Raw genomic sequence first — 20,886 nt, forward strand, 5'->3', positions numbered from 1 at the left:
GTTCCCCCATGGCCGTACTTGTTGGCAAAACCGCCCCCGATTTCACCGCCGCCGCCGTGATGCCCGACAACAGCATCGAGCAGAAATTCAACCTGAAATCCTACATCAAGGGCAAAATCGGCGTGCTCTTCTTCTACCCGCTGGATTTTACCTTTGTCTGCCCGTCCGAGATCATTGCGTTCGACAACCGCCTGGCCGAATTCAAGCAGCGCAAAGCTGAAGTCATCGCCGTTTCGGTGGATTCCCACTTCACCCACCTGGCCTGGAAAAATACCCCGGTGGACAAAGGCGGCATCGGCAATGTGCAATTCCCGATGGTGGCCGACCTGACCAAACAGATCGCCCGCGATTACGACGTGCTTACCAACGAATCCGTCGCCTTCCGTGGTACGTTCCTGATCGACGGTGATTTCAAGGTGCGCCATCAGCTGGTGAACGACCTGCCGCTCGGCCGCAACGTGGACGAAGCCATCCGCATGGTGGATGCCCTCCAGTTCCACGAGCAGCATGGCGAAGTTTGCCCCGCCGGCTGGAACAAAGGCCAGAAAGGCATGAAGCCGACTGCCGAAGGCGTGGCCAGCTACCTCGCCGAAAAAGCGAAGGCTCTCTAATCCATTCGCTACTTGTAGGGCGGCTTCTGCCGCCCTATTTGTCTTTTACAAGATGACACAGGAATCACCATGCCCACCACGCACAAAACCCAGCTTCTCGTCCTTGGTTCCGGCCCGGCAGGCCTGACGGCCGCCATCTATTCCGCCCGCGCCGGACGCAAGCCGATGCTGGTGCGGGGCATGCAGCCCGGTGGGCAGCTCACCATCACCACCGATGTGGAAAACTATCCCGGCTTCGCCGAACCCATCATGGGCCCATGGCTGATGGAACAGATGGAAAAACAGGCCGAACATGTGGGCACCACCCTGGTATATGACCACATCCAAAGCGTGGACCTGAGCAAACGCCCCTTCACCTGCCTTGGCGAATCCGGCGATACCTACCTGGCCGATACACTGGTGATTGCCACCGGCGCCAGCGCCAAATGGCTCGGTATACCGAGCGAGCAGGCCTATTCCGGCTTCGGCGTTTCCGCCTGCGCCACCTGCGACGGCCCTTTCTTTAAGAACCAGAAGGTCTTCGTCGTCGGCGGCGGCAACAGCGCCGTGGAAGAAGCCCTCTATCTTTCCAACATCGCCGCCCATGTCACGGTCATTCACCGCCGTGATACCTTTCGCGCCGAGAAAATCCTGCAGGAACGCCTGCTGGCCAAGCCGAACGTCACCGTGATGTGGGACAGCGCGCTGGAAGAGATTACCGGTGAGCAGAATCCCAACCGCGTCACCGGCGTGCGCATCAAAAACGTCAAGACCAATGCCGTGACCGATCACGCGGCAGACGGCGTCTTCGTCGCCATCGGCCACAGCCCCAATACGGAGCTCTTCAAAGGTCAGCTGGAAATGGACGAGACCGGCTATTTAAAAACCGCGCCCGACAGTACCAAAACCACCATCGAAGGCGTTTATGCCGCAGGCGACGTGCAGGACAGCGTCTACCGCCAGGCCGTCACCGCCGCCGGCACCGGCTGCATGGCAGCGCTGGAAGCCGAGCGTTTCCTGAACGAACACGCGGCTTAAACACCCGGCAAGCCATGCCATTTAGGCATGGAAATTAGCTTTACAATGCATAATTAGCGTATTACATGGCACCCATAATGCGGCATTGGAGATATTCTAATGCCCCTATTGCATAGGTAAGGTCATGGATTGGGACAGGTTGAAGGTCTTTTATGCCGTTGCGCAATCGGGCAGCTTCACCAAGGCGGGTGACAAGCTCGGCCTCAGCCAGTCCGCCATCAGCCGTCAGGTCAGCAAACTGGAAGACGGCCTGAGCGTTTCCCTTTTCCACCGCCACGCCCGCGGCCTCATCCTCACCGAACAGGGCGACATCCTGTACCAGACGGTGAAAGACATATTCACCAAGCTCGCCACCGCTGAAAACGCCATTACCGAAAGCAAGGACCGTCCAAAGGGGCCGCTACGCGTCACGGTCACCTCCTCGCTCTGCGCGGCATGGATCTCCCCCATGATGCCCGAATTTATCGACATGTATCCCGAAATCCAGGTTACCCTGCTGATGGAAGAAGGCGAACTGGACCTCGCCATGCGTGAGGCCGATGTCGCCATCCGCATGTTTCAGCCCAAACAGCCGGACGTGGTCCACCGTCACCTGATGAAATTCGAAAACGGCGTTTACGCCTCAACGGACTACCTCAAGCGCAATGGCGTGCCTTCCAAACCGGAAGACCTGGACAGCCATAAGATCATCGGGTTCGGCGAAGGCCAGCGCACCCCGTATGACAATGTGAACTGGGTGCTGAACGCCGGTGCCAAGCCCGGCCTGGATCGCAAACCCGCCATGAAGGTGAATAACCTGGTCACCCTTGGCCAGGCATGCGAGGCAGGCTTAGGCATTGCCGGCCTCCCCGGCTACATGGTGCAGCATTCACCCAAGCTCACCCGCATTCTGGACGAGCTTAAAGGCCCCCCCGTGGACGTCTACCTCGTTTACCCCGCCGAGCTCCGCCATTCCAAGCGCCTGCGCGTCTTCCGCGATTTCATGGTGCGCAAAGCCCTTGAACACAACAAACAAGCCGACGCAAAACTGGCCACCGCCGTCTGATTTCCTTTATTTCCTCAATTGACGTCGCGGTTTTGCTGTTGTAACTAACCTCCCTCACCGCATTGCGGTCAGAGCACAAACAGGCCTATTGGGGCGTAGCCAAGCGGTAAGGCAGCGGTTTTTGGTACCGCCATCCCAGGTTCGAATCCTGGCGCCCCAGCCAACATTTCCAAGTTCGAACATTCATCCAGACTGAGAACGCAAATAAATTAGCCTGTTAAGGTTTGATCACCATTAACCCAATAATGACAACCACCGCTGGGAAGGCCATCGAGCCCAGGATGGTCCACCAGTGGTCGAGTTTCCAATATCGATCGGTCAAGGGAGCACCGGTTTCGAGGGAAGCTTTAGCAATGTCGCGCATTTTAATTTGCATCCATACCACTGGCAGCCAGCATGCGCCGGCGAAGAGGTAGAGGATAAGCGCCCAGAACACCCAGCCGTCTGTCAGCGGCAATCCGAGCCGATGCGCAAGCGCCACACCCGTGATGAACTGGATGATGACGCTTGGCGTAGTGAACAGCCAATCTGCGATTACAACATGCCGGGTGGCAAAGTAAATGCCTGCGATATCCTTGCGCCGGTTTGCCATAAACATGTAAAATGCACTGCCGATGCCGGTGCCAAACAAGATAGTGGCACTTAATATATGAATCAATTTGAGCCAGAGATAATCCATGCATTATACCTAACAGCATGGAGCCAGCTGCAACAGTAAAATTAAAAGGCGATGTGTACTTCATCTATGATGGAGAATGCCCCATCTGCTCAATGGCCGCACACGCATTGCGTATTCGAGATGCAGCGGGGACACTTCACCTCATCAACGCCCGTGAAGGCAAAAACCACTCACTTGTGCAGGAAGTGACCCAGCTAGGCTACGACCTGGATGATGGCATGGTCATCAAATTCGGCGGCAAATATTATCAAGGTAAAGATGCGCTTGGCATAATGGCGCTTCTCAGCAGCAACATTGGCTGGTTCAACCGCATAAATGCCATGCTGTTTCGCTCTCCAAGCATGGCGGCATTTCTATACCCAGCAATGCGGGGCATGCGCAATACGCTCATTCGCGTAAAGGGCGTATCAAAGCTTAACAAGCGAACCGGCACCCACAAACAGCCAATCTTTCAGCCGATTTTTGGCGAGTCCTGGCATAAAATGCCCCCGGTAATGCATCAGCATTATGCAAACCGGCCTTATACGCGCGATACAGTGGTTGTTGAAGGCATGATGAACGTGCATGCATCACAGCTTATGCGGCTTTTCACGCCATTGATGAAGGCTGCAGGCATGTTGGTCCCCTATCAGGGAGTGCAGGTGCCAACAACCGTTACCTTTCGCAGCGAGCCAGATTCACGCGCGTTCGTGTTTGATCGTGAGTTTCGTTTTCCTGGTAAAATACCTTACCATTTCCGTTCACGCATGCTGCCCGCAGGCGGCAACGAGGTGATCGAACATATGAGCGTTGGCATTGGCTGGCGCGCCGCTTACAAATTTAAGGATGGTAAGGTCACCCTCACCCACCGAGGCTATGTCTGGCGCGTGCTTGGTTACAATATCCCAATCCCGCTGCATTGGTTGTTCGGTCAAGGATATGCCGAGGAAGAAGCCACCTGTGGCTCGAGCTTTCGCATGCACATGAACATTCGGCATCCATGGTTTGGTGTAATCTACGCTTATTCCGGCAGTTTCGATGTGAAAGAGGTTAAGCTCAATGCATAAGGTCGTTATCCTTGGCGGCTACGGTAATTTTGGCAAACGCATCGCACAGGCACTGGTAAAGGCACAGATACCAATTATCATTGCAGGACGCGACCCGAGAAAGGCCGAAGTGCTTGCTTCAGAATTAGGTGTATATGCCCAATCAGCCGCGTTAGATGTGAATCAGGACTTTTCCGCGCAGCTAAGACGCCTTCAATCCGGCATAGTAATAAATACCTGCGGTCCCTTTCAACTGGCAGATTACCAAACAGCCGAAGCCTGCATTGCAAATGATGTTCATTACATTGATCTTGCCGATGGCCGCGCGTTCGTTACCGGCATTACGAAACTGAACGATGCTGCCAAAGCTAAAGGCGTAAGCATCGTCAGCGGCGCAAGCACAGTGCCTGGGCTTTCTTCTGCTGTGCTTGAGCACTTCAAACACGAGTTTGCCAGCATCGAATCTTTGCGATTTGGAATCAGCCCGGGTCAGAAAGCCGAACGCGGTCTTGCTACCACCGAGGGCATTCTCACCTATGTTGGCAAAAAGTTAGCTCCTTTTGCAGGACATGCAAATGCCTATGGCTGGCAGAATATATATAAGCAGGAATATCCTCACCTCGGCGAACGATGGATGGCAAACTGCGACATTCCTGATCTCGATCTGTTGCCTGAGTTTTACAGAATCAAGTCGATTCAATTCTCTGCCGGTCTGCAACTTGCTCCCCTTCATCTTGGGCTATGGGCGCTTTCATGGCTGGTACGGTTCGGCGCGCCGATTAATTTGCCGAACCATGCTGCAGCCTTATTAAAAGCAAGCAATTGGTTCGACCATTTCGGTAACGCCGATGGCGGTATGCACATAATCATCAATGGCACAGCACCGGATGGAACACTGCATGCACGAAAATGGTTCATTATCGCAAAAGATGGCTATGGCCCCCACATCCCCACCATTCCAGCCATTGTGCTTGCTAAAAAAATTGCAATGGGCATGCCTCCCGAACCAGGCGCTTATGCATGCGTAGCACAAGTGACGCTTGAGGAATATATGACAGAGCTAAAGGAGTATCCCATTGAAACCATGGTATACTGAGGATGCTCCAAGCTAAATCGTTTCTCTCCAGCCAACATTTTTCAGTTCGACACATAATCTCTCGCGAGAGAACTCGAATTAGTCGCAAGTTCCACCACAATTTTAGCGCTTCACCCGCCATTATCGAAATACTTATTTATGGCGAATGGACTTTCGTACCCTTTATTGTTCTGCCAGACATCTCCCATAGTCCTTTTATGCGTCAAGCGTTGCTATTGGCATAAACGACTAAAGGAGTCATCCAATGGCAGCTCGTCCTTATTGGAGCGGTCAGATCCGCCTTTCACTGGTCGCTGTACCAGTAAATATCTTTGCCGCTCTCGAAGCAGTGCGAAATTTGCCTATGCATGAGATCTACCGCAGGACCGGAGACCGTGTTCAGCATCAGCTCATTGCCGGTGATAAAAAGATCACCCGGAATGATGTTGTTAAAGGCTACGAATACAAGAAGGGCCGCTATGTCCTGCTTGAGCCGGATGAGATCAAGGCTCTAAAACTTCCCTCGAAAGATACGCTTGAGATCGTACAGTTCGTTCCGCGCACCGAGATCGACCCTCTGTATTTCGATAAACCATATTATGTTGTTCCTAAGGACGATAATGCAGAAGATGCCTTTGCCACTATCCGCGAGGGTCTGCGCAAGACTGGTACTTACGGTCTTGGACAGCTCACCATCGCTGGCAGAGAGCGTCTTTGCGCACTTAAACCCTGTGGGCGTGGCATGATGCTCGAAACCATTCGCTACCGCGACGAGATCCGCAAGGCCGACCAGTATTTTGAAGACATCGAGAACAGCAAGGTCGGCAAGGATGAGCTTTCGCTTATCGAGCAGCTCATTAAAAAGAAAAACGCCGAATTCAAGCCTGAGACTTTTCATGATCATTACCGCGAAGCGTTGCGCGAACTAATCGACGCCAAGCTTGAGAATCGCGAACCCGAATACGAAGAATCGCCCAGTGATGATGGCAAGGTTATCAACCTCATGGATGCATTGCGTCAGAGCGTTTCCGGAAAATCTTCTGCTAAGAAAATGACCAAGAAATCCACCAAAAATCCTGCGAAAAAGCCGAGCGGCAAGGTTACTGCCATCCCTAGGCCCAAGCACAGTACCAGTACCAAGCGACGTAAGGCAGGTTGATATGACCCCGCGCAAGCTCAGCCTGTATAACAAAAAACGCGATTTTAAGAAGACTGCCGAACCCTCTGGCAAAGTAGCGCGCAGCACCTCTGGTTTCAGCTACCTCATTCAGAAACATGCCGCCACACGTCTACATTACGATTTCCGCCTTGAACTCGATGGCGTGCTTAAAAGCTGGGCCGTCACCCGCGGCCCTAGCTTAGACCCTGCCGATAAACGTTTAGCCGTTGAGGTCGAGGATCATCCCGTGGCTTATGGCGATTTTGAGGGCACTATTCCCAAAGGCGAATATGGCGGCGGCACCGTAATGCTATGGGACCAGGGTAGTTGGGAACCGCTGGGTGATCCAAAAAAAGATCTTAAGAATGGTTCTCTTAAATTCCGTTTAAAAGGCAAACGTTTGAAGGGTGAATGGGCACTCGTGCGCATGAAGGCTCGCCCGCAAGATAAAGGTCGTAATAACTGGTTGCTTATCAAACATGATGATGCTTATGCCAAACGCGGCCAGGGTGAGGCGTATCTCGAAAAGAACAACACGTCCATCACCACTAAACGCAAGATGGATGCTATTGCCCAAGCGAGGGATCGTGTCTGGGGTAAAACCGAATCCGCCAGCAAGCCCGCTACGAAAAAGAAACCCGTCAAAACAAAAAAGGCATCAAAACTTCCCAACTTTATCGCTCCCCAGCTTGCCACCCTCGTTACCGAAATGCCAACGGGTAAGGAATGGATTCATGAAGTGAAGTTCGATGGGTATCGCGTACTTGCTTATCTAAATGACGGTACGGTCACCATGTATACGCGTAACGGCCTCGACTGGACGAAAAAATTCGGGCCTGTTCCCGGTGAACTCGCCAAGCTCGATTGTTATAACGCCATACTCGATGGTGAACTGGTTGCATTGAATGACAAACATATCAGCAGCTTCTCCGCCCTCAAACAATCCCTTTCCGAATCGGGCGATGATCTTACCTACTATGCCTTCGATCTACTGTATTTGAACGGCGAAGACCTGCGCACACTACCGCTGCTTGCGCGCAAGAAACAGCTTTCCGCACTTCTGGATAAACGCACGCATGCCAAAATATTCTTAAGCGAACATTTTTCCAGCCACGATGACAGCTTCTATCAAAAAGCCTGCTCCTTAAGCCTTGAGGGCGTCATCTCCAAACGTGCCGATGCGCCCTATCATTCTGGTCGCGGCGGCGACTGGCTCAAGACGAAATGCCATAAACGTCAGGAATTCGTTATAGGCGGCTATACATCTTCCACCGCAAGTGCTTCCATGATCGGCTCGCTGCTTCTCGGTTATTATGAAGGAAAAGATTTCGTCTATGCCGGACGTGTCGGGACCGGCTTCGACCATAAGATGGCACACGAGTTGATGAAGACATTAAAGAAACTCACTCGCAAGACCATGCCTTATACCAAATATTCCGATGCCGGACGGCGTGGACCCGGCTGGAAACGCGGTGTATTCTGGACAGAACCAAAGCTTGTGTGTGAAGTGGAATTCACTGAATGGACCGAAGACGGCGCGCTTCGTCACCCTTCCTTCCAAGGCATGCGCGAGGATAAGCCTGCGAACAAGATCACACGCGACATTCCCATCGCGCCGAAGCAAGCCGCGAAAAAAACTGCCGCTACGCGCAGTCCTCACCGTATCGTTAAAAGCGAGCCCGTCATTGACGATAACGTCACCCTCACCCACCCCGAAAAAGTTCTCTTCCCTAACCAGCATTACACCAAGCAAGACTTATCGGATTACTATCAAAAAGTTGCAGAGTGGATGCTACCCTACGTCGCCAATCGGGGGCTCAGCCTAGTGCGCTGCCCTTCGGGAAGCACCAAGCCATGTTTCTTCCAGCGCCATGCCGATAAAGGTCTTTCGCCACATATCCGCACCCTCAAAATCGGCCCCAAGACGCATGATCCTTATCTCGTCATCGATGACGCGGAAGGCCTGCAAGCACTGGTGCAGATGGGCGTACTCGAGACCCATATCTGGGGTAGCAAAGCGAATGAAGCCGATAGGCCTGACTTCATCGTATTCGATCTTGATCCTGACCCTAGCGTGGCGTTCACTATTGTAAAGAAGGCTGCTCTTGCTTTTCGCGCACGCCTAAAAAAACTCAAACTCGAGAGCTTCGTCAAAACTACAGGCGGCAAGGGCCTGCATGTAGTCGTACCGATTACCCCCAAACTGAATTGGGATGATGCCAAAGCATGGGCGCGTCGCTTTGCGCAGATGGTCGAGGACGAAGACCCTGATCACTTTACTACCAACATGCGCAAAGTGGAGCGCAAGAACCGCATCTTCATTGACTACCTGCGTAATGGCGAGACCGCCACCGCCATCGCTCCTTATTCCACCCGTGCACGCGACGGCGCACCTGTCTCCGTTCCGCTCACTTGGAAAGAACTGCCAAAAGTGAAAGCGGCGAATCAATGGAACATCGACTCCCTGCCGAAGCGCCTAGCCAAGTTAAGGACCGATCCATGGGAGGATTTCCTTCATACCAAGCAAACCCTCCCTAAATTACCTCAAAATAATAGATTATAATCAATAGTATACTGGGAGCTCTTTGATCCAACTCACCCTTGCGCAACCAATATACCCCCGGCTTGAACATCACCAGACTAGAAAACAAATAAACGTCGCATTCTGTTGTTATTTCGCCATTCACCCCTCATTTTGACCATTCTCTTACCTGGCAAAGCACATATATTCTCTAGTACGGTTTTTTGAGAGAATCATGAATCAAAAGGCGTTTAAACCCTTGCGTTGTCATAAATATCTATAACACGGCGATAATAGGTTTTTGCTTCTTCACGATCCCATACATAGGCAAGTCCCTTTTTGCTGCCCTCATATACCAATCCAGCATGATTCAGGATCGCATCATGAAAGGCCCGTGGCAACCTATGTTCCAGGAGTCGCTCAAATGTTCCCAGCAGATGAAGCGTCGTAGCAGGAATCTTATACGATGCCTGGCGAATCTGATGAAAGGCCTTGTCAATGATATCGCTCGGGGACAATACATTCACCACGATACGTAAATGTCCTTCTTCATCGTAACGTAACGACGAAGGGAATTTCTTCGTGCTTAATTCCGCAATGGCTGCACTGAGCCGATCGATGCAGGACGCGGCCGTGAAAGGATCATTGATGCCAGGCGACAAGGCGCGCACTGCAACTTCGACCAACTGATGTATACCAAATTCAATATCCTGGGTGAGAGTACGAATGTTACCATAATGAAATGCATCTTGTATCGATTCGATCACCTCATCGTTCAACCGCTCCGTTGGCCATGCATGAACCAGTGCCGCATTCTTAATGATGAAGTGTCCCGGCCGGTATAGGATTTTTAAAACAAATTTTTGCTCTTTCGCCAATTCAAACAGCCTATCACTATCAACTGATTGCAGATAATTACTCTGGGAAGCAGAAATAACATGTGGCGGCTGACTGAAATCAGCAATAGGCATGTCCGCATTAGGACCCACCGTGTCCGCATCATCGCCAAGCTCTTCAGGATAAAGCCTGTGCATGGCGTAATGCAGCTCATCACCCACTTTGGCGATTACAGACCCTGCCTGAATGGAACTGGCAATATGGTGAATAAAATAAATCAAAACACCAAGGCTTAGCATCGCCAATGCAATACCTGTCGTGATGGCAAGCTCGGGAACAAATTGATGATCTTTTGTGCCGTTCACCGCGCGAAGCACCATAAGGCAATACGCGAACGTGGTGATAAACATTCCCAGCACCATCTGATTACCACGATCACGTATGAAATTTCGTAAAAGGCGAGGCCCGAACTGAGTGGAAGCCAGTTGAAGGGTGATAATGGTCATGGAGAACGTCAAACTGGCAATGGTCATCATTGAGCTTGCTACCGATGAAAGCAACGCTCTTGCGCCTTCGGGCCCGCGCAGCGACACCCAGCCAATTGCTTTAAACCAATCGGCTTCAAGCATCCGATCAAGGTTCAACATCACCAAGGCTAAAACTATACCGCCTGCAAGCATTAAAGAAGGGATGAACCAGAAGCTTGAACGCAAAGCTTCCCAATAATTCTGTAACAAGATTTTCATGTTATGACTTCCTCTTATCCTTCATTAAACCCATTGAAATTATAAAATTTCAATGCCGGAAGGATCTAACCTTATGAAATACTCAATTTTTTCTGATTAGCGAAGGTGCACTCGCTATTGAGGCTGCTGCCAGTTTTAGCAGCCGCCGCTCATGCCCATATAATTGGGCCGTCCGCATCTTTGTCAGCCATGCAAAAAGCCGCAAGTTTGATAATATTACCCCTACACAGGTAACCAAGGTGCTTTTTCGCGTGTATTGCCGCGAACGCGCGCAAGCGTATAGCGCGTTGGCTGATAATGCGTTTCTGCATCAAACGGCTCAACGAAGCGTCCTTTCGCCTCATCATTCTTCACAAAAAATGCATTGATGCCCCTGAGATCACATCCAACCAGGCTCAGCCCTTTTTCGCGTCCGATAAGTTCCATGCTCTTTAAAGAACCGCCATAGAGAGCCGTCTTATCCCATATTTTATTGGGATCATATTCTACTTCATACGAAACAGATGGATGAAAATTGGCGTTATATTCTATACATGCAACGCGGCATCTGGTTTTTACCGCGCGCCAGACATGCGATGTGTTCTGATTGATGTCGATATTGAAATAATCGACATATTCTCCATAGCCATTAGCATCGAGAATTTCCTGAATATTCTCCTTGGTAATGAAGCTTTGTACCACCTTGAGGCGGCCTTCTTCAATCTCGCGGGCAAACCGCTTGCGGATAAATTCCACATTTGCTTCACTGCCTTCCACCCAAAGGCCGCTCCAGCCCAGAGTAAGCAAATAACGCGTATTATTTTCCAGCCCGTTACCCGCGCCAATTTCTACAAAACTGCGTTCTTTCTCACCAATCCGGCTGTAAATTTCGGAGATGATAGCATCCTCGAAGTTCTGAGAAAAAACATGGCAATTATACCGGTTGATGGTTTTATCGCCATGTTTAGCCAATTCTCGTTCAAGCAATTCATCCTCATAGCGCGCCGCTGCGTCTTCACGCACAGCATAGGTAAACCGAGCAATGTCAGATGACGCCCAACTCAAGTGCTGGACAAACTGGCCGATATGAGAGAATTTTCTAAAGAGGACCTTCACATCGTCTGTTTTCTGTTTAAGTTTCTTAAACACCTTATCCATCCCATAATGTTGGGATTGTCATAGCACCGCCAGCATGGATGACAAGCAAAAGCCCTGAAGAAAGCCGCTTGTCTATGAAAGACTGATAAAACGAAATCCGCAGCAATCAAACTATGAAGCCCTGTAAGCTGGACTTCAAAATCTGTCACTTCATCTCCATCTACATCCGCGCGTATTCCCGCTATTCGAAGTCGCACGATATGTAAAGACATAGACGCCATTGACAGTCAAAATATCATTCCCATCGCCACATCGCCCGCAGCATCACATAAACATACGCTGCTGTAACCACAGCAGCGATGGATAAGCCGCCAGCCAGCACCAGAAAAAGCGGTTCAGGCCGAACAGGCAGGCATTGGCCAGATGGAATGTGGCGGCAACGGTAAGCCCCAGCATAAGCGTGAACGGGGTAAGAAGGGTTAGAGGAAAGAGCAGTTCAAACAGCATCACGGCCCATGACATGGCCCATAGCAGGCGCAGGTTTTCAGCCCATCCCCTCAGGCTTTCGCTGGCGGGGTATGCCGAGAAAAGAAACACATCGCGCAAAGCCTGCCCGCTTCGCCATTCGGGGTTCACGATTTTCACCCACCCCGCCATGAAATACGAAAGCACCACCTGCACAGCCAGATAACCAAACGCATATTCCTGCCATGCTGGTACAAACCGAGCAAGGCAGAGGCAGCAGAGAATAAGCAGGCTCATCCGGTCGCTGCCACCATTATAGGGCCCTTGAAACCGCCTCAACACAGCCAGCGCATGCGCCACCAACGCAATTAGCACCCATGGCGTCTGAACCCCAGCCAGCAGCAACGCACTCAACAGCAGACGCGGCAAAAATAAACGCCTTTCGCGAATGGATGCAAAATGCTCCGCGCTTTGCTGCAAAAAGGCCAATGCCAGCAATATTTCCGTCATACGCATGGCAGCATCAAGGTTCATGGCCGCCCCCCTTATGATAACGCGTAATACCGGAAACAAATGCCTCGTGCCGTTCGATCTCACTGCCCTGTCGCACCAGAAACATCAGCCTGAACTGTACATAGGGAAACCCATGAGCATCGGCAGACCGCTCAAGGTCCAGGACTATACGCATCATGATCTCACGGCTGCTGTGTTCCGCAGGGTTTTGCATCAGCCTTTCGGCACAGCTGACCAGAAAAAGCGTTTCGTTCCAGCGTGGATTCCAAAACAAGCGCCCAAGCATCCGGCCCATTGTCAGCCGTTCAGGCCTTGGTCGAAATTCCTTCCAGTCACCGCCGGCAGCGTCGGGCCGTTCATATAACCGAATCTCAATACGCGGTGACGGGGCAATCCAGTCAAAGAATCGCCATGATGGAACCAGCGCCGGCAATAACAGCTTCAGATGATGCAGCATGGCCCTATATGCATAGGATTAAGCGCGATAAGCAAGGGCATGATTTCTGTTGCGCCGATTCTCGCAGAATGCTTGGATACCACCATGACAGACACAAGCCGCCAAGCCACCTTCATCCTCCAGCAAACCTATGGCTATCCACAATTCCGTGGCGAGCAGGAGGCCATCATCGCCCATGTTGCATCGGGCGGCCATGCCTTTGTGTTGATGCCGACGGGCGGCGGCAAATCCCTTTGTTATCAGATTCCTTCCCTCATGCGTCCGGGCGTTGGAATCATCGTCTCGCCGCTGATTGCCCTGATGCAGGACCAGGTGGCCGCCATGCAGCAGCTCGGCATAAAAGCGGCCGCCATTCATTCCGGCATAGAAAGCGGCGAGATTGGTTATATACGCCGCCAGCTTCAGGAAAACGCGCTCGACATGCTCTATGTCGCACCGGAACGGCTGCTGATGGATGATTTCCTGACCTTGCTGGATTCCACGCGCATCGCGCTTTTTGCCATCGATGAAGCGCACTGTGTCTCGCAATGGGGGCATGATTTCCGTCCGCATTACACACAGCTTTCTTTACTGGCAGAGCGTTTTCCCAACGTGCCGCGCATCGCCATGACCGCCACGGCGGATGCCCCCACGCGCAAGGACATCATCGAGCGCCTGCAGCTGAAGCAAGGCAGGCATTTCGTCGCCGGTTTCGACCGGCCCAACATTCATTACAGCATCCTGCCTCGCAACAACGCTAGGCAGCAACTGCTGCAGTTCATTCGGGAGAAACATGCCGAAGACAGCGGCATTGTCTATTGCCATTCACGCGGAAAAACGGAAGAAACAGCCGCCTGGCTGAAGGAACAGGGCATCACCGCCCTTGCCTACCACGCGGGGATGGACAGCGAAGCCCGCACCCGTCATCAGCAGCGTTTCCTCCAGGAAGAAAACATCGTCATGGCGGCCACCATCGCCTTCGGCATGGGCATCCACAAGCCCGATGTGCGGTTTGTAGCGCACATGAGCATCCCCAAAAACATCGAAGCCTATTACCAGGAAACAGGCCGTGCGGGCCGCGATGGCCTGCCCGCCAGCGCCATCATGTTCTACGGCATGGGTGACGCTGCCTTGCAGCGCAGCTTCATCGATGACTCCACCGCGCCGGAACCGCAGAAGCACATTGAACGGCAGAAGCTCTCTGCCCTGCTCGGCCTATGCGAAGCCGCGGGCTGCCGCCGACAGATCATGCTGAACTATTTCGGCGACAGCGGCGCCCCCTGCGGCCATTGCGACAACTGCAACAGCGCGCCCGAAACTTTTGACGGAACCGAATCCGCCCGGAAGGCGCTCTCCTGCGTATACCGCACCGGGCAGCGTTTCGGCGCAAAATACGCCATCGACGTGCTCATCGGCAAGCCGGATGAACGCATGCGGCAATTCGGCCATGACAAAGTAAGCACATTTGGCATTGGGAAGGAACATTCCGCACAGGAATGGCAGAGCATCTTCCGCCAGCTTGTTGCCCGGCATTTCCTGAAAGTAGACAGCATGGGTCATGGCGGATTGAGCATCACGCCGGAAGGATTCGCTTTTCTCAAGGAAAAACAGAATCTCCAACTGCGAAGAATAACCGTGAAACGCAAAGGGCTGGCGCAGGAAAAAAAATATTCTTCCGAAACACAGGCCCCGTCCGATACCGGCATGTTCCACGCCTTGAAAGCAGAGCGCCTGCGCCTGGCAAAAGCGCAGAACCTTCCGCCTTATGTTATTTTTCATGACAAGACATTGCATGAAATGGCCAGCCAAAAACCTTCCAGCGTTGCCGCCCTGCGCGGCATCAGTGGCGTGGGGGAACAGAAAATACGCCTCTACGGCGAGCAGTTTCTGGCTATCATCCGGCAATATGCGGAGGAAACCGCATAACTGACAGGGTCTTTATCTTTTTACGCATGATGGATGCTTTTATTTTAGACTGCCGAAGATACGGTGCCCTTACTCAAAAATAAGGAGCAAAATTATGGCTGACAATCAGAACAAAAACACCTCCATGTGGGGCGCTTCCAATGTAACCGGGAAATCCGGCACCTACCATACGACCTATGGCATCGATGTTCATAAACCCAATGGCGTGGCGCCTCAGCATATCTGGCGCATTTTTCCAACCCGTTCCGGCGCTTGATGATAATAGCCGCTCCATTCCATCTACCATCATCCGAAGCGCAGGCGCGCAAAATGCAGGATGCCCTGCGCGCAAACATCCTGCTTCAGGATGATGGCGGGGAAACAGGGCTCATTGCCGGCATCGATGTGGGGTATGACAATAGGCGAGGATTGGCGCACGCCGCCATCGTCACCATGTATCCCGATGATTTGAAACCGGTTGAGCAGATCCAGCATGATGTGCCGGTGGATTTTCCTTATATCCCCGGCCTGCTGGCATTTCGCGAAATTCCCGCCATTCTGGCCGCCTTAGCTCAATTGAAAAAAGCACCTGACCTGCTGATGGTGGATGGGCATGGCATTGCTCACCCCAGGCGCATGGGCATTGCCGCGCATCTGGGTGTCATCCTCGATATGCCGAGCATGGGCGTTGCCAAATCACGCCTAACCGGCAGGTTCGAGATGCCTGCCACCGCCAAGGGCAGCCAAAGCCCCCTGATGGTGGACAAGGAGCAGATCGGGGTGGTTCTCCGCAGCAAAGACAATATAAACCCGCTATTCATTTCTCCCGGCCATCGTATGACCATGCAACGCGCGGTAGACATTACCCTGCGCTGCCTAACCCGCTACAAGCTTCCAGAACCCACCCGCCTGGCCGATAAATTCTCCAAATGCCCAAAAACAAAACCTCGTCAGACAAGCCTTCTGGAAGCGTAACGTTACCGAGGGTTGGTGAGGGTGACATGGATGGAATGAAGCGTCGTCCCGACAATCACAAGGATGGCGCCCCAGCACAAGGCTTCCAGCAAATTATCCAGCACCAGGTATTTAGCGAGTTCAGCAACATCCATAACCTTACCCTGATGTGAGCGATGCTATGTTCTGCGAACTAGGCTGCTTTTTTTAATCCGCCCAGACTATCCATCGCGCCCAGAAAATCCTGCTTGCCAATATCCACGCCGTTATGGCGCAAAATGGCGTAGGCAGCGGTCAGATGAAAATAGAAATTCGGAATGACGAAATTCAGCAGATAGGGCTGCCCCTGAAAGCTGACTTCCCGCCCGCCCAGCTTCAGGCTGATGGCACGGTCTTCACTGCCATCCACCTTGTCGGCCGGGATGCTTTGAATAAAGGCAATGGTTTTGGCCACGCGCTCCTGCAATTCAGCAAAGCTGCTTTCGGTATCGGCGTAGCTGGGCACCTCCACACCGGCCAGCCTTGCGATGCCGCCTTTCACAATATCGCTGGCAATCTGCACCTGCCGTGCCAGCGGAAACATATCCGGCGCCAGACGGGCCTGAACGAATACGGAAGGGTTGATCTTCCTGGCCTCGGCGTGTTTGGCCGCTTTTTCCAGAATAAGGGCGAAATTCTCAAGAAAGCGTACGAATACGGGGGCAGATGCCTGATACATGGAAAGCGACATAAAAAAACTCCGCAAAGATGAGAGCGCATTTTAACCTTTTTTGCCTGAAAGGAAATAGCGCTTCCATTGCAATGCATTTATACTGCCCACGCATACGATCTGGAGGTGACGATGAAAAAATCCCTGGCTTTATCTCTGTGCGGCGCGGCATTGCTGGCCATGCCACTGGCGAACGCGGCCGAGCCCCTCGCCCTGGCCAGCAAGGACATCAAGGCAGGCCAGACCCTGTCGGCCGATCAGGTTTTCAACGGTTTTGGTTGCGAAGGCAAAAACCTCTCCCCCCAGCTGAGCTGGAAAAACATCCCGGCAAAGACCAAGAGCCTTGCCATCACGGCCTATGACCCCGATGCGCCGACGGGCAGCGGCTGGTGGCACTGGGTCGTGTTCAACATCTCCGTCGGCACCACCGAATTGCCAACGGCGGCCAGCGGTTCCAACATGCCATCCGGCGCCATTGAAAGCATGACCGATTACGGCAAGCCCGGTTTCGGCGGCGCCTGCCCGCCCAAGGGCGACAAGCCGCACCATTATATTTTTACGTTATGGGCGCTGGATACGGAAAGCCTTCCGCTCGGCCCAAACACGCCAGCAGCACAGGTGGGTTACTACCTGAACCAGCATAAAATCGAAACGGCCACCCTGCAGGCGACCTACGCCCGCTAGGAAGCCACCACGCGAAGGGCCGGCGCATCGTCCACTTCATCTTCCTGAAGGATGCGCTCCAGCTCTCCGCTGGCCTGTCGGGCAAAGCTGATAAGCTCCGGTTCTTTGTCGAAGAAGGGAAAACTTTCACGCAGCGTTTTCTCGTCATGCTGGCGAAAGCGCTTGGCCTTTTGTTTTACCTTGGCGGGATCATACCCCAGCATGATCATCGTCTGCTGTGCCATGGTAAGCGAGGAATCAAACAATTCCCGATGAAAATAATCCACACCTGCCTTACTCAACTCATAAGCATGGCGCCGGTTGCGCGCGCGCGCCAACACCTTGAGCCTGGGAAAGTTTTCCTTCGCAAGCTTGACGATCTCCAGGCATTTATCCGCATCATCCACCGCCACCACCAACAGCGTGGCTTTATCCGCCCCGGCATTTTGCAGCAGATCCAGCCGTGAGGCATCGCCGAAATAGCCGCGGCCACCAAATTTGCGAAGCAATTCAATCTGGTCGGGGTCTTTTTCCAGAATCGTCACCGGCACGCCCTGCCCACGCAAAAAACGTCCGATAATCTGCCCAAATCGCCCATAGCCTGCAATAATGACGCTGTTACTCTCTTCGATGGTATCAAATTCCCTGTCCGGCAGCACACTCATGAAGCAGGGCACCAGAAACTTCTCATTAAACATCATGCAAAACGGCGTCAGCGCCATCGACAAAGCCACAACCAGCGTAAGAAACCCCGACTGCTCAAGGTTCAGCACATTAAAGCTGGAGGCATATTGAAACAGCACAAAAGCAAATTCCCCCCCCTGCGCCAGCGCCAGCGCAAACATTCCGTTCTGTTCGCTTCGCAATTCAAACCCGAACCCCAAAACGGAAAGCACCAGCGCTTTCACCAGCACCAAAGTAAGCACGGCCAGAGGCACGGCAACGGGATGTGCGGCAAACATGCCAAAATCAATGCTCATGCCAACAGAAAGGAAAAACAGCCCAAGCAACAATCCCTTGAACGGTTCGATATCCGTCTCCAGTGTGCGGCGATATTCCGAGTTAGCCAGTACCAAACCCGCCAGAAACGCCCCCAAAGCCGGAGACACGCCGATGCTTTGCATGAGCAGGGTTATACCCACCACCAGCGCCAGCGAGGTCGCCGTAAACACCTCGCGCAAATTGCTTTTGGCAATGAAGCGAAATACGTGCCGCGAAAAATATTTGCCGCTTACGACGATCGATGCAATCACCCCGCTGACGATCACAGCCCTCAGCCAGGCAGGAAAGCCGGATAACAGGCTTTCATTGACCCCCTTCACATCGGCGGCATCGGCCAATAATGGAATGATAAGCAGAATAGGGATGACAGCAATATCCTGAAAAAGCAGAACGGCAAATGAACTCTCACCCGCAAAACTTTTGATGAGTCCTTTTTCCTGCAGCATCTGCAGCACGATGGCCGTGGACGACAAGGATAACGCCATGCCGCATGTCAGGCTGATGCGCCAGTCATAACCAAGCATCACACCTATCAGCGCAAACACTGCACTGGTGGCCACCACCTGCAATCCTCCAAGCCCAACGATGGTACGGCGCAACCTCCAGAGAACCTCGGGTTCCAACTCCATGCCGATAAGAAACAGCATCATCACCACGCCAAATTCGGCAAAATGCATAATCTGTTCGGGATTTTGGATAAATGCCAGACCAAATGGACCAATCATCACCCCTGCCACCAGATACCCCAGCACGGACCCGAGCTTGAAGCGGCCGACCAGCGGCACCACCACACTGCCCGCCAGCAGAAACACGAAAATATTGACCAGCCAGCTATGATCCACGTCTCTGTCCCTGAATGATGCTAGCGCCCATGTTAGCGCTTTTTACGCGATCTACCAGTGTTCCGAACCGGTCGGGGTGTTTTGGCGGCTACCGGGGCCTCCATATAAGCGGGCGCTTCACCCCCACGCTTGGCCGCCAGCCCTTGCTGGATGTCGTATCCGCCCGCCTTCTGAAAGGCCCGCAGGTTAAATTCCGGCAGGATGGCATAAAGATGATCGAAAATATCGGACTGGATATTTTCATAGATCGGCCAGACCGTGCTGTTGGTAAAGCAATAGATCTCCAGCGGCAGCCCCTCGGCCGTCGGCGCAAGCTGGCGCACCATCAGGTTCAGGCCTTGATGCACCGACGGGTGCGTGCGCAAATAGCGCTCTACATATGCGCGGAACGTGCCGATATTGGTAATGCGCCGCGTATTGACCGATTCCTTGCCGTGCTCGCCCAGCTTTTCGTTCCAGTCCGCTAGTTCCTTCCCCTTATCGCGAAGATATTCTTCCAGCAGGCGAAAGCGTTTCAGCCGGTCATATTCTTCCTGGTTCAGAAAATGAATGCTGCTCTGATCAATGAACAGGGACCGCTTGATGCGCCTGCCGCCGGCCTCCTGCATGCCGCGCCAGTTTTTGAAGGAATCGGTAATTAGTTTGCGCGTGGGAATGGTGGTGATGGTCTTGTCGAAATTCTGCACCTTCACCGTATGCAAGGCGATGTCGATCACATCGCCGTCGGCGTTCAGCTGCGGCATTTCCACCCAGTCCCCGATACGCACCATATCGCTGGAAGAGATTTGCACGCTGGCAACGAACGACAACAGCGTATCCTGAAAAATCAGGATCAGCACGGCGGTGATCGCCCCCAGGCCGGACAGCAGAATAAGCGGAGAACGGTCTACCAGGGCGGCAATGATAAGGATGGTCGCCATGAGGAAAATAACGATTTTGGCGATTTGGATATAGCCCTTGATCGGCTTGCTGCCCGCATCGGGGCGGCGGTAATAAAGCGTGTTCACCAGGTTGAGAAACGCGCTCAGCGCAAGCGATACTGAAAGAATAATAAAGGCAACGCTGACATTGGTGACCACCTGCACGATCGGCGCGGGCAGTTCCGGCACCAGCCGAAGGCCGGTGAGCAGCACCAGAATGGGCACGATATTAGCCAGACGGCCGATGATGCCGTGGCCGCGCAACGATTCGTCCTTGCCGAAGGATGTGCTGCGCAACAGCCGGTCAAACCCGCGCAGCAACAGTTCTTTCACCAGAAAATGAGTGGCCCATACGGCAAAAATCAATCCACCCAGCGCCAGCATGCTCATGGAAAAAGGAGAATCTTTGATCCGGTCAATAAGGTGATCGAGCATCATGCGTGCCTTTGCAGCCAGCTGCGTGCATAACCGCAGACGGGATGGATGGTGAGATGCTGTTGCCGGGCATGATCGGCGATATCCTGCATCAGGCGGCCTGCCGCGCCGGTGCCGCGCAAGGCGGGTGGTGCCTCGACATACAGGATATGAAGCGTCGAACCATCAAGCCGGTAATCGGCAAACGCCGTGTGCCCCTGCTCTTGCAGTTCAAAGCGATGCGCCGCTTGGTTGTCCTTCATGGCCGCCT

Annotated in this window: 19 protein-coding genes and 1 tRNA gene; 11 read left to right on the forward strand and 9 right to left on the reverse strand. The window is 53.0% G+C overall.

The features are described 5' to 3' along the window. The first annotated feature begins 8 nt into the window (after nt 1-8). The 4 genes from GC177_06050 to GC177_06065 all read left to right on the forward strand — a co-directional run bounded on the left by GC177_06050 (nt 9) and on the right by GC177_06065 (nt 2,836). The gene (locus GC177_06050; protein ID MBI1275516.1) at nt 9-611 is read left to right on the forward strand and encodes a redoxin domain-containing protein; all 603 of its coding nucleotides are present in this window, start codon (nt 9-11) and stop codon (nt 609-611) included. Between the two features lie 69 nt (nt 612-680). Continuing rightward, nucleotides 681-1,628: a thioredoxin-disulfide reductase gene (trxB, locus tag GC177_06055; GenBank protein MBI1275517.1), complete on the forward strand. Its 948-nt coding sequence runs from the start codon at nt 681-683 to the stop codon at nt 1,626-1,628. A 124-nt stretch (nt 1,629-1,752) separates the two neighbouring features. Then, on the forward strand, nt 1,753-2,673 hold the full coding sequence (locus tag GC177_06060; GenBank protein MBI1275518.1) for a LysR family transcriptional regulator: 921 nt from the start codon (nt 1,753-1,755) through the stop codon (nt 2,671-2,673). Nucleotides 2,674-2,762: 89 nt separating this feature from the next. Then, nucleotides 2,763-2,836 (forward strand) — tRNA-Gln (locus GC177_06065). A gap of 54 nt (nt 2,837-2,890) precedes the next feature. On the opposite strand, the gene GC177_06070 is transcribed toward GC177_06065, so the two are convergent. Next, the gene (locus GC177_06070; GenBank protein MBI1275519.1) at nt 2,891-3,352 is read right to left on the reverse strand and encodes a DUF2269 family protein; all 462 of its coding nucleotides are present in this window, start codon (nt 3,350-3,352) and stop codon (nt 2,891-2,893) included. Nucleotides 3,353-3,369: 17 nt separating this feature from the next. Between GC177_06070 and GC177_06075 the strand changes: the two genes are divergently transcribed. The 4 genes from GC177_06075 to ligD all read left to right on the forward strand — a co-directional run bounded on the left by GC177_06075 (nt 3,370) and on the right by ligD (nt 9,174). Continuing rightward, nucleotides 3,370-4,398 (forward strand): DUF4166 domain-containing protein, encoded by a 1,029-nt coding sequence (locus GC177_06075; GenBank protein ID MBI1275520.1) that lies wholly within the window; start codon nt 3,370-3,372, stop codon nt 4,396-4,398. Beyond that, complete coding sequence (locus tag GC177_06080) at nt 4,391-5,473, forward strand: saccharopine dehydrogenase (GenBank protein MBI1275521.1); 1,083 nt, start codon at nt 4,391-4,393, stop codon at nt 5,471-5,473. The genes GC177_06075 and GC177_06080 overlap by 8 nt, the downstream gene beginning before the upstream one ends. 244 nt (nt 5,474-5,717) lie before the next feature. Further along, nucleotides 5,718-6,611, forward strand: a complete 894-nt coding sequence (locus GC177_06085; GenBank protein ID MBI1275522.1) for a Ku protein — start codon at nt 5,718-5,720, stop codon at nt 6,609-6,611. 1 nt (nt 6,612) lies between these two features. After that, nucleotides 6,613-9,174: a DNA ligase D gene (ligD, locus tag GC177_06090; GenBank protein ID MBI1275523.1), complete on the forward strand. Its 2,562-nt coding sequence runs from the start codon at nt 6,613-6,615 to the stop codon at nt 9,172-9,174. A gap of 209 nt (nt 9,175-9,383) precedes the next feature. On the opposite strand, the gene GC177_06095 is transcribed toward ligD, so the two are convergent. The 4 genes from GC177_06095 to GC177_06110 all read right to left on the reverse strand — a co-directional run bounded on the left by GC177_06095 (nt 9,384) and on the right by GC177_06110 (nt 13,227). Then, the gene (locus GC177_06095) at nt 9,384-10,715 is read right to left on the reverse strand and encodes a DUF2254 domain-containing protein (GenBank protein MBI1275524.1); all 1,332 of its coding nucleotides are present in this window, start codon (nt 10,713-10,715) and stop codon (nt 9,384-9,386) included. A gap of 222 nt (nt 10,716-10,937) precedes the next feature. After that, nucleotides 10,938-11,852 (reverse strand): hypothetical protein, encoded by a 915-nt coding sequence (locus tag GC177_06100; protein MBI1275525.1) that lies wholly within the window; start codon nt 11,850-11,852, stop codon nt 10,938-10,940. A 264-nt stretch (nt 11,853-12,116) separates the two neighbouring features. Beyond that, nucleotides 12,117-12,791 carry an HTTM domain-containing protein gene (locus GC177_06105; GenBank protein ID MBI1275526.1) on the reverse strand — a complete coding sequence of 225 codons (675 nt, stop codon included), beginning with the start codon at nt 12,789-12,791 and terminating at the stop codon, nt 12,117-12,119. Further along, the gene (locus GC177_06110) at nt 12,781-13,227 is read right to left on the reverse strand and encodes a hypothetical protein (GenBank protein MBI1275527.1); all 447 of its coding nucleotides are present in this window, start codon (nt 13,225-13,227) and stop codon (nt 12,781-12,783) included. The genes GC177_06105 and GC177_06110 overlap by 11 nt, the downstream gene beginning before the upstream one ends. An 84-nt stretch (nt 13,228-13,311) precedes the next feature. Between GC177_06110 and recQ the strand changes: the two genes are divergently transcribed. Both recQ and GC177_06120 read left to right on the forward strand, forming a co-directional pair. Continuing rightward, a complete protein-coding gene (gene recQ / locus GC177_06115; protein MBI1275528.1) occupies nt 13,312-15,132 on the forward strand; it encodes a DNA helicase RecQ in 1,821 nt (606 codons plus the stop codon). 255 nt (nt 15,133-15,387) lie between these two features. Beyond that, on the forward strand, nt 15,388-16,086 hold the full coding sequence (locus GC177_06120) for a deoxyribonuclease V (GenBank protein MBI1275529.1): 699 nt from the start codon (nt 15,388-15,390) through the stop codon (nt 16,084-16,086). Between the two features lie 172 nt (nt 16,087-16,258). Here the strand turns inward: GC177_06120 and GC177_06125 are convergent, their stop codons facing one another. After that, on the reverse strand, nt 16,259-16,795 hold the full coding sequence (locus GC177_06125; GenBank protein ID MBI1275530.1) for a DUF1993 family protein: 537 nt from the start codon (nt 16,793-16,795) through the stop codon (nt 16,259-16,261). A gap of 111 nt (nt 16,796-16,906) precedes the next feature. Between GC177_06125 and GC177_06130 the strand changes: the two genes are divergently transcribed. Continuing rightward, nucleotides 16,907-17,458, forward strand: a complete 552-nt coding sequence (locus tag GC177_06130; protein MBI1275531.1) for a YbhB/YbcL family Raf kinase inhibitor-like protein — start codon at nt 16,907-16,909, stop codon at nt 17,456-17,458. On the opposite strand, the gene GC177_06135 is transcribed toward GC177_06130, so the two are convergent. The 3 genes from GC177_06135 to GC177_06145 are packed head-to-tail and all read right to left on the reverse strand — an operon-like array spanning nt 17,455 to nt 20,878. Next, nucleotides 17,455-19,281, reverse strand: a complete 1,827-nt coding sequence (locus tag GC177_06135) for a potassium transporter (protein MBI1275532.1) — start codon at nt 19,279-19,281, stop codon at nt 17,455-17,457. The genes GC177_06130 and GC177_06135 overlap by 4 nt on opposite strands. A 32-nt stretch (nt 19,282-19,313) precedes the next feature. Then, on the reverse strand, nt 19,314-20,636 hold the full coding sequence (locus GC177_06140) for a mechanosensitive ion channel (GenBank protein ID MBI1275533.1): 1,323 nt from the start codon (nt 20,634-20,636) through the stop codon (nt 19,314-19,316). Further along, nucleotides 20,636-20,878 (reverse strand): N-acetyltransferase, encoded by a 243-nt coding sequence (locus tag GC177_06145; GenBank protein ID MBI1275534.1) that lies wholly within the window; start codon nt 20,876-20,878, stop codon nt 20,636-20,638. The genes GC177_06140 and GC177_06145 overlap by 1 nt, the downstream gene beginning before the upstream one ends. Between the last annotated feature and the right edge of the window lie 8 nt (nt 20,879-20,886).

It is taken from the genome of bacterium, from assembly GCA_016124905.1.
Lineage (GTDB): Bacteria > Pseudomonadota > Alphaproteobacteria > Rickettsiales > RI-342 > RI-342.

Coding starts and splice junctions, on each gene's coding strand:
- GC177_06050 (MBI1275516.1), top strand. CDS start 9: ATGGCCGTACTTGTTGGCAAAACCGCCCCCGATTTCACCGCCGCCGCC.
- trxB (MBI1275517.1), top strand. CDS start 681: ATGCCCACCACGCACAAAACCCAGCTTCTCGTCCTTGGTTCCGGCCCG.
- GC177_06060 (MBI1275518.1), top strand. CDS start 1,753: ATGGATTGGGACAGGTTGAAGGTCTTTTATGCCGTTGCGCAATCGGGC.
- GC177_06070 (MBI1275519.1), bottom strand. CDS start 3,352: ATGGATTATCTCTGGCTCAAATTGATTCATATATTAAGTGCCACTATC.
- GC177_06075 (MBI1275520.1), top strand. CDS start 3,370: ATGGAGCCAGCTGCAACAGTAAAATTAAAAGGCGATGTGTACTTCATC.
- GC177_06080 (MBI1275521.1), top strand. CDS start 4,391: ATGCATAAGGTCGTTATCCTTGGCGGCTACGGTAATTTTGGCAAACGC.
- GC177_06085 (MBI1275522.1), top strand. CDS start 5,718: ATGGCAGCTCGTCCTTATTGGAGCGGTCAGATCCGCCTTTCACTGGTC.
- ligD (MBI1275523.1), top strand. CDS start 6,613: ATGACCCCGCGCAAGCTCAGCCTGTATAACAAAAAACGCGATTTTAAG.
- GC177_06095 (MBI1275524.1), bottom strand. CDS start 10,715: ATGAAAATCTTGTTACAGAATTATTGGGAAGCTTTGCGTTCAAGCTTC.
- GC177_06100 (MBI1275525.1), bottom strand. CDS start 11,852: ATGGATAAGGTGTTTAAGAAACTTAAACAGAAAACAGACGATGTGAAG.
- GC177_06105 (MBI1275526.1), bottom strand. CDS start 12,791: ATGAACCTTGATGCTGCCATGCGTATGACGGAAATATTGCTGGCATTG.
- GC177_06110 (MBI1275527.1), bottom strand. CDS start 13,227: ATGCTGCATCATCTGAAGCTGTTATTGCCGGCGCTGGTTCCATCATGG.
- recQ (MBI1275528.1), top strand. CDS start 13,312: ATGACAGACACAAGCCGCCAAGCCACCTTCATCCTCCAGCAAACCTAT.
- GC177_06120 (MBI1275529.1), top strand. CDS start 15,388: ATGATAATAGCCGCTCCATTCCATCTACCATCATCCGAAGCGCAGGCG.
- GC177_06125 (MBI1275530.1), bottom strand. CDS start 16,795: ATGTCGCTTTCCATGTATCAGGCATCTGCCCCCGTATTCGTACGCTTT.
- GC177_06130 (MBI1275531.1), top strand. CDS start 16,907: ATGAAAAAATCCCTGGCTTTATCTCTGTGCGGCGCGGCATTGCTGGCC.
- GC177_06140 (MBI1275533.1), bottom strand. CDS start 20,636: ATGCTCGATCACCTTATTGACCGGATCAAAGATTCTCCTTTTTCCATG.
- GC177_06145 (MBI1275534.1), bottom strand. CDS start 20,878: ATGAAGGACAACCAAGCGGCGCATCGCTTTGAACTGCAAGAGCAGGGG.